General features: G+C 73.6%; 8 protein-coding genes. 6 read left to right on the top strand and 2 right to left on the bottom strand.

Annotation, left to right across the window (positions count from 1 at the left end; genetic code table 11):
• The 3 genes from E1293_RS41100 to E1293_RS41090 form a co-directional block, all read left to right on the top strand.
• On the top strand, window positions 1-560 hold a 560-nt coding region (locus E1293_RS41100; protein WP_341770249.1), incomplete at its 5' end, for a GNAT family N-acetyltransferase.
• Between the two features lie 48 nt (window positions 561-608).
• A complete protein-coding gene (locus E1293_RS41095) occupies window positions 609-2,258 on the top strand; it encodes an MFS transporter (RefSeq protein WP_243717328.1) in 1,650 nt (549 codons plus the stop codon).
• 32 nt (window positions 2,259-2,290) lie between these two features.
• Entirely contained in the window at window positions 2,291-3,157 is an 867-nt protein-coding gene (locus tag E1293_RS41090; protein ID WP_132204584.1) for a 1,4-dihydroxy-2-naphthoate polyprenyltransferase, read from the top strand.
• Here the strand turns inward: E1293_RS41090 and E1293_RS41085 are convergent.
• Window positions 3,121-4,131, bottom strand: a complete 1,011-nt coding sequence (locus E1293_RS41085) for a DUF3995 domain-containing protein (RefSeq protein ID WP_132204582.1) — start codon at window positions 4,129-4,131, stop codon at window positions 3,121-3,123. The genes E1293_RS41090 and E1293_RS41085 overlap by 37 nt on opposite strands.
• An 85-nt stretch (window positions 4,132-4,216) precedes the next feature.
• Entirely contained in the window at window positions 4,217-4,891 is a 675-nt protein-coding gene (locus E1293_RS41080) for a uracil-DNA glycosylase (protein WP_132204580.1), read from the bottom strand.
• A 111-nt stretch (window positions 4,892-5,002) separates the two neighbouring features.
• Here E1293_RS41080 and modA point away from each other — a divergent pair, with 111 nt between their 5' ends.
• The 3 genes from modA to E1293_RS41065 all read left to right on the top strand — a co-directional run.
• The gene (modA, locus tag E1293_RS41075; protein ID WP_132204578.1) at window positions 5,003-5,782 is read left to right on the top strand and encodes a molybdate ABC transporter substrate-binding protein; all 780 of its coding nucleotides are present in this window, start codon (window positions 5,003-5,005) and stop codon (window positions 5,780-5,782) included.
• A gap of 137 nt (window positions 5,783-5,919) precedes the next feature.
• Entirely contained in the window at window positions 5,920-7,953 is a 2,034-nt protein-coding gene (ftsH, locus tag E1293_RS41070; protein WP_279473340.1) for an ATP-dependent zinc metalloprotease FtsH, read from the top strand.
• Window positions 7,954-8,018: 65 nt separating this feature from the next.
• The coding region (locus tag E1293_RS41065) for a sigma factor (RefSeq protein WP_279473341.1) at window positions 8,019-8,279 on the top strand (261 nt) is incomplete at its 3' end.

Raw genomic sequence — 8,279 nt, 5'->3', positions numbered from 1 at the left:
CGTGGGTGGGCGTGGCGGATGTGGGGGTGCGGCCGGCCCGGCGGGCGGACGCGGCCGCTGTGGCCGAGATTCAGGTGCGGGCTTGGCGGCACGGGTACCGCGAGCTGCTTCCGGCCGGGGTGCTCGACCAGGTGACCGGGGGCGCGGCGGTGGAGCAGTGGCGGGAGAAGTGGGCGGAGGCCGCGACGGCGCCGCCGAGCCCGCGGCACCGGCTGCTGGTCGCGGTGGCGTCCGACCTGGTCGTCGGGTTCGCCGCGCACGGGCCGGCCGAGGACGCCGATCTCGACCCGGCCGGCACCGCCGAGGTGATCACCCTGCTCGTCGACCCGCTGCACACGCGGGCCGGGCACGGCAGCCGGCTGCTCGCCGCGACCGCCGACCTGCTCCGCGAGGACGGCTGCGCCACCCTGGTCACCTGGGTCTTCGAGGACGACGAGGTGACGCGGACGTTCCTCGGCTCGGCCGGGTGGGCGCCCGACGGGACGGCCCGGACGCTCGACATGGGCGAGCCCGTCCGGCAGATCCGGCTGCACACCGACATCAGCGACACCGGTGCCTAGCCAGGGGTCGGTGAGCCGCACGGCGGGTCCGGCCATATCTTTGAAGCCGTGCCCGAGTCCACCTTCCTGACGCCGCCGCATGCCTCCGCGGCGGCACCCGCCGCCCGGCACCGCCGCCTCGGCGTCGTCGTGATGAGCCTCGGCGTCTCGCTGATCGTCGTGGACGCCACCATCGCCGGGGTGCTGCTCCCCCGGATCGTCGCCGATCTCGGCCTGACGACGACGGACGCCGAATGGGTCACCTCGGTGTACTCGCTGGTGTTCGCGGCGCTGCTCATCCCGTTCGGGCGGGCGGGCGACCTGTTCGGGCGCCGCCGGATGTTCGTGCTCGGCACGGCGGTGTTCGCGGTGGCGAGCGTCGCCGCCGCGCTGGCCGGGGACGGCTCGGCGCTGATCGGCGCGCGGGCGCTGCAGGGCGTCGGCGCCTCGATGATCATGCCGGCGACGCTGTCCACGGTGAACGCGGTGTTCACCGGGCGGGACCGCGCCGTCGCGTTCGGCATCTGGGGCTCGATGATCAGCGGCATGGCGGCGCTCGGGCCGCTCGCGGGCGGGGCCCTGGCCACCGGCGGCGGCTGGCGGTGGGCGTTCGGGATCAACCTGCCGCTCGGCGTCCTGCTGATCGCGGCGGCGCTGCGGTGCATGCCCGAGACCCGCGCGCCCGGCGCCGGGAGCGCGCGCCGCGAGATCGACTGGATCGGCGGCGCGCTGTCGGTGCTGGGGCTCGGCGCGCTGGTGTGCGGGATCATCGAGGGCCAGTCGTACGGCTGGTGGGCCGCGACGCGCCCGTTCTCGATGGCCGGGTTCGACTGGCCGGAGCGGGGGCTGTCGCCGGTCCCGGTCGTCCTCGGGCTCGGTGCGGTGCTGATCGCGGCGCTGGTCGTGGTGGAGCGGTCCCGGGCGGCGGCCGGACGGCCGGTGATGCTCGACCTCGAACTGTTCCGCATCCCGAACTTCCGGCGTGGGAACCTGGCGTCGGCCCTCATCAACGTCGGCGAACTGGGGCTGCTGTTCGTCCTGCCGCTGTTCCTGCTGGGCGTGCACGGCACGAACCCGATGCAGATCAGCCTGGCGATCCTGCCGCTCGCCGTCGGCGCGTTCCTGTCCGGCGGGTACGCGGGCAGGCTCGCGAACAAGCGCGGCGCCCACCGGGCCGTGCAGATCGGCATGGTGCTGGAGGTCGTCGCGGTCGTCGCGCTGGGCCTCACCGTGTCCGCGACGACCGGCGGGCTCGGCCTCGCGCCGTGGATGCTGCTGTACGGGCTGGGCCTCGGCCTCACGTCGGCGCAGCTCACGAACGTGTCCCTGGCGGACGTCCCGCCGGCGCGGTCCGGGCAGGCGTCCGGGACGCAGTCGACGGCCCGGCAGATCGGCGCGGCGCTCGGCATCGCCGCCATCGGGACGGTGTTCGCGACGAGCCTCGGGCACGCGATGGCCGACCGGCTGTCGGGGTCGGCGCTGCCGCCGCAGCGGCAGGCCGCCATCGCCCGCGACCTGCGGGAGAGCGCCGGGACCTACGGACGTGATCTTCACGACACCCCGGCGCTGGCCGCCGAGGCGCGCGCCGCCGACCAGAGCCTCGCCGTCGCGACCAGGCACGCGGCCCTCACGACCGCCGCCGTCCTCGCGCTCGGACTCGCCCTGTCGCTGCGCCTGCGCCCGAGCATTGATCTTCATCGGGGAGAATCGGATCGGTAGTCCCCCTGTCATCCCAGAGAACAGCGGTAACTGTGGCCACGCTCTCGCAATGGGTCGCCGGATCCCGGCCCCGCACTCTGCCCACGTCCCTCGTCCCCGTCGTCGTCGGCACCGGCGTCGCCGTCGGCGAGGGCGACCCCGTCTGGTGGCGTGCCGTGCTGGCCGCGTTCGTCGCCCTCGTCCTGCAGATCGGGGTGAACTACTCCAACGACTACAGCGACGGCATCCGCGGCACCGACGAGGACCGCGTCGGGCCGCTCCGCCTCGTCGGGTCGAAGGTCGCGCCGCCCAAGCAGGTCCTCGCCGCCGCGCTCGGCAGCTTCCTCGCCGCGGCCGTCGCCGGGCTCGTCCTCGCCGCCGTGACGACCTGGTGGCTGCTGCTCGTCGGCGCGTTCGCGATCCTCGCGGCCTGGTTCTACACGGGCGGCAAGACGCCGTACGGCTACCGCGCGCTGGGCGAGATCTCGGTGTTCGTCTTCTTCGGCCTGGTCGCCGTCGCCGGGACGGTCTACGTCCAGGTCGAGGGGCTGCCGTGGGAGGCGTGGGCGGCGGCGGTGCCGATCGGGCTGCTGGCGTGCGGGCTGCTGGTCGCCAACAACCTGCGCGACATCCCCACCGACCGCGAGTCGGGCAAGCGGACCCTCGCCGTCGTGCTCGGCGACCGGTGGACGCGGATCCTCTACGCGGCCTGCGCCGCGCTGCCGTTCATGGTCGTGCTGGCGCTGGGGGCCGTCCACCCGTGGGCGCTGATCGCGCTGCTCGCGGCGCCGCTGTCGCTGCCGCCGACGCAGAAGGTGCTGAACGGCGCGGCCGGCCCCGCCCTGATCCCGGTGCTGGGCGAGACCGGCCGGCTCCAGATCGTCTACGGCGTCCTGCTGGCGGTCGGCCTGGCGCTCTGAGTCTCGGCCAGCAGGAACGCGCCGGTGACGCCCATGAGGAGACCGGCGAGCAGGCCCGCGAGAGCGGTCAGGCCGGCGCCGGCGGAAGGGTTCCCCGCCAGCATGCCCGGCCGGCTCAGCATCAGCAGCAGGCCGTAGAGGGACCATGTGAACGTGCCCGCCGACCCGGCCCAGGCGGCGGCGAGCGCCACCACGAACCGGCCAGGGCGGGACGCGCGCCGCACGATCACCGCAAGCGCCGCCGCGCCGGCGAGCGCCAGGACGCCCCACACGCCGTCGGCCAGCTGCTGGGGCGCGTTGCGGTCGGCGATCTCGTCGCCGCGGAGGCCGGCCGTACCGCCGAACGCCCAGAAGAGGTGCACGGCCGCGAAGACGGCCGCCGGGACGGTCGCCGCCCGCGCGAGGAGCACCTGCAGCGGGTGGGTCGCGCCCTTCGGGACATCGGCGGTCAGGACGGAGAACACCCTGGGCCACCGGTTCCGCGCGTACAGGACGAAGGCCGTCAGCAACCCGAGCCCCTGCAACGTGAAGCCCGTGTAGACCATGCCGTACACCCAGCCTTGGATCGCGTCGTCGCCCGCTGTGAGCGGCTCTGACGAGAAGGCCACTTGCAGGAGCGTCCCCAGCGGGACGGCGAGGACGATCGGGGCGAGCAGCCCGACGGCGATCCAGATGGGCGTCAGGACCAGCCACGCGGGGATGCGCCGGCCCCACCTGAACGTGAAGGCCAGCGCGACCAGCACGGCCACCGCGTCCATGCCCATGGTGATCGCGTTGCCCACGTAGAGCGCGGAGTCCTCGGCGGCGGCCGCGTCGTTCCAGCCGACCGTGCTGCCGGACAGCCACGCGATCTTGATCGTGAGGTAGGGGACGCACGCGGCGATCGTCGCCGCGCAGACGGCCAGGCGCAGGCGCCCGGGGCCGTCGTGCGCGGCACGCGTCCGTCCGGTGAGCGGATGAGCTGAAACGGTCATGGCTCCGACGATCCACCGGGCCGCCGGGGCCGCGCTTCCCGCCACCGGGTGACCCCGATCCCCCGCGGGGACGAGGCGCCGCCGGCTATCCCCAGGTGATCTCGGGCAGGCCGGCGTCGACGAGGGCCTTGTTGACGGCGCTGAACGGGCGCGTCCCGAAGAACTTCTTCGCGCTGAGCGGGCTCGGATGCGCCGACTCGATCACGGTGTGCTGCGGGCCGGTGATCAGCCGGGCCTTCTTGCGGGCGTAGGCGCCCCAGAGGACGAACACGACCCGCTCGCTCTTGTCGTTCAGCGCGCGGATCGCGGCGTCGGTGAAGTCTTCCCAGCCCTTGCCGGCGTGCGAGCCCGCGTCGCCGCCGCGGACGGTCAGCACGGCGTTCAGCAGCAGGACGCCCTGGTCGGCCCAGCGGGTGAGGTCGCCGGACGCCGCCGCCGGGACGTCGAGGTCGGTGGCCAGCTCCTTGTAGATGTTGCGCAGCGACGGTGGGAGCCGCACGCCGTCCTGGACGCTGAAGCTGAGCCCGTGCGCCTGGCCGGGGCCGTGGTAGGGGTCCTGGCCGAGGATCAGGACGCGGGCGCCGTCGAACGGGCAGTGCCGGAACGCGTTGAACAGGTCGTCGCGCGGCGGGTAGACGGTCTGCGCGGCGTACTCCCCCGCGACGAACGCGCCCAGCGCGGCGGTGGCGATCGGGTCGAGCAGCGGGTCGAGCCGCTCGCGCCAGTCACCGGGCAGCAGTTCCATCAGGTCGAGGGACATCGTCGGGCCTCCGGGAAGTTATCTCCAATTACCCGGAACACTAGTGCGGGGCACTGACACGCCAGGCCGAATCCGGGGAGCGCGGGCCCGCCGACCCTAGGATGCGGTCATATGCCCGATTCCCCCCGTCGGCGGCGTCTCCGCGCGTCCCTGCTGCTCGCCCCGCTCGCCCTCGCCGGCCTCGGCGCGGGCTGCGGCGGCTCGTCCGGGCCGGTGACGCTCACCGTCCTCGCCGACTCCTCCATGACGGAGGTCTTCGGCGAGATCGGGACGGCCTACCACCAGGAGAACCCGGGGCTCAAGCTGCGCTTCGAGTTCGGCGGCGTGCCGGAACTGGCCGACCGGCTGTCCGCACACGACCCGTGCGACGTCCTGGTGACGTCGGACAAGGCGAGCATGGACGAGGCCGGCGAGGACCTCGGCGAGCACCGCCGGGTCATCGCGCACGACTCGCTCACGATCGCCGTCGCGCCGGGCAACCCGCGGCGCATCCGCGGCCTCCGCGACCTGACGAGGCCGGGCCTGCGGGTGGTCGTCGGCGCCGGGTCGGTCCCGGTGGGCCGCTACACCCGGCAGGTCTTCGCCAAGGCGGGGCTGAACGTCCGGTGGCGCAGCGAGGAGATCGGGGCGCGGGCCGTCCTGGACCGGATCCGCGCCGGCGAGGCCGACGCGGGACTCGTCTACATCACCGACCTGCGCTCGGCCGGAATCGCGGCGAGCAGCGTCCCCATCCCGGCGGACGTGAACGCCACCGCCGCCTTCCCCGCCGCTGCCGTCCGGGGCGGAGACCACGAGGAGGCCGCGAACGCCTTCGTATCGTGGCTGGTCACACCCGCCGCGCAGAAGCTGTTCAACAAGTACGGCTTCGTCACGCCGCCCGCGCCGCAGTAGGCGCGGGATCGGTGCCGGGGGAACGGATCGGGCCCGAACACCGTTTACTCCCCCGGGACCCCGCCGGGGTTCGGACCGGCCGCCGCGGCGACCGGGCACCAGGGGACACCGCGATCGACTCCGGGGAGATGCCAGACGTGCCGGACCAGCGACCCGCGCCGCAGCCCGACGGGACGCACCGTCAGGGCTCCGCCGAACCCGACCGGCGCCAGTCGGTGCCGCCCCGCAGCGATCCGGACCAGCCGTGGCGCGCCGAGGGCGTCCCGGACCGGCGCGACAAGCCCGCACGCGGCTTCGGCGGAGGCGGCTGGAAGCCCGGCCGCAACACCACGATCTTCTGGGCGCTGCTCCTCGCCGTCTTCGCGCTGAGCTACGTCTCCATGCACGTCACCGGCCAGAAGGAACGGGTGACGGTCCCCTACACGGCGTTCACCCAGCAGGTCGCCGCCGGGAACGTGAAGGACGTCTACACCAAGGGCTACGAGATCCAGGGCCAGCTGAAGGGCAAGCAGCAGGTCCCGGGGCACGCGGACAAGACCTACACCTCGTTCGAGACGCTGCGTCCCGCGTTCGCCGACGACAAGATCTATACGCAGATGGTGCAGAAGGGCGTCGAGGTCGAGGCCAAACCGGTCAACGAGGACCGCGGGCTGCTCGCCAACCTGGCGCTGTCGCTGCTGCCGACACTGCTGTTCGTCGGCCTGTGGATCGGCGTGATGGTGTGGCTGCAGCGCCGCATGACCGGTGGCGGTGGCGGCGGGATCATGGGCGGCTTCGGCCGCTCCCCCAAGCCCGTCGCGCCGGACGACAAGCGCGCCACGTTCGCCGACGTCGCCGGCATCGACGAGGTCGAGGCGGAGCTCAGCGAGGTCGTCGACTTCCTCAAGGACCCCGGCAAGTACCGCCGGATGGGCGCCCGCATCCCGCGCGGCGTCCTGCTGACCGGCGCGCCGGGCACCGGCAAGACGCTGCTCGCCCGCGCCGTCGCCGGCGAGGCCGACGTCCCGTTCTACTCCGCCGCCGCGTCCGAGTTCATCGAGATGGTCGTCGGCGTGGGCGCGGCCCGCGTCCGCGAGCTGTTCACCGAGGCCCGCAAGACCGCGCCGTCCATCATCTTCATCGACGAGATCGACACCATCGGCCGCACCCGCGGCGGCGGCGCCAGCATGGGCGGGCACGACGAGCGCGAGCAGACGCTCAACCAGATCCTCACCGAGATGGACGGCTTCTCCGGCTCCGAGGGCGTCGTCGTGATCGCCGCGACGAACCGCCCGGACATCCTCGACCCGGCGCTGATGCGTCCCGGCCGGTTCGACCGGCAGGTCGCGGTGTCCCCGCCCGACCTGGACGGACGCGTCGCGATCCTCAGCGTGCACACCCGCGAGGTCCCGCTCGCCGCCGAGGCCGACCTCGTCTCGATCGCGAAGATGACACCGGGCATGACCGGCGCCGAGCTGGCCAACCTGGTCAACGAGGCCGCGCTGCTCGCCGTCAAGCGCGCCAAGAACGCCGTCGACATGGACGACCTCCAGAGCGCCCTGGAGAAGGTGCAGCTCGGCACCCGGCGGTCGCTGGTCATGCCGTTCGAGGAGCGGCGCCGCACGTCCTACCACGAGTCCGGGCACGGCCTCCTCGGCATGCTGCAGCCGGGCGCCGACCCCGTCCGGAAGATCACGATCGTGCCGCACGGCCGCGCGCTCGGCGTCACCGTGTCCACCCCGGACGACGACCGCTACGCCTACGACGAGCGCTACCTGCGCGGCCGCATCATCGGCGCGCTCGGCGGGATGGCCGCCGAGGAGCTCGTCTTCGGCGTGATCACCACCGGCTCGGAGAGCGACCTGGAGCAGGTCACCAAGATCGCCCGCGGCATGGTGGGCCGCTGGGGCATGTCGCAGAAGGTCGGCCCCCTCTCGATCCTCCCGGCCGACGGCGACGGCCCGATGGGCCAGTACGCCGCCCAGGGCACCCTGGACGCCGTCGACCTGGAGGCCCGCCGCATCGTCGACGAGTGCTACGCCGAGGCCCTCGACACCCTGCGCGCCAACCGCGGCAAGCTCGACACCCTCGCCGCCGCCCTCCTGGAGAACGAGACCCTGGACGAGACCGCCGCCTACGCCGCCGCGGGCGTCGACCGCACCATCCGCGAAGTCGACATGTCCAAGACCTGACCCCCGGTCACATCGGCCGCGTCCGGTCCGTCAGTGCTATGACGGAAGCGGATGAGGGGGACGTGATGGACGAGCGCGAGTTTCTGGCCGACCGGTTCGAGGGGCACCGCACCCATCTGAAGGCGGTCGCCTACCGGATGCTGGGGTCGCTCGCCGAGGCCGACGACGCCGTCCAGGAGGCCTGGCTGCGGCTGAGCCGCTCCGAGGCCGGCGACATCGACAACCTGGGCGGCTGGCTGACCACCGTCGTCGGACGGGTGTGCCTGGACATGCTGCGCTCCCGCACGTCCCGCCGCGAGGACCCCCTGGAGGCGCGCCTCCCCGAC

Origin of the sequence: Actinomadura darangshiensis (assembly GCF_004349235.1) — a bacterium.
GTDB classification, from domain to species: Bacteria; Actinomycetota; Actinomycetes; order Streptosporangiales; family Streptosporangiaceae; genus Spirillospora; species Spirillospora darangshiensis.
Note: the sequence above shows the minus strand (reverse complement) of the source record. Positions and strands in the feature narration are given on the sequence as shown.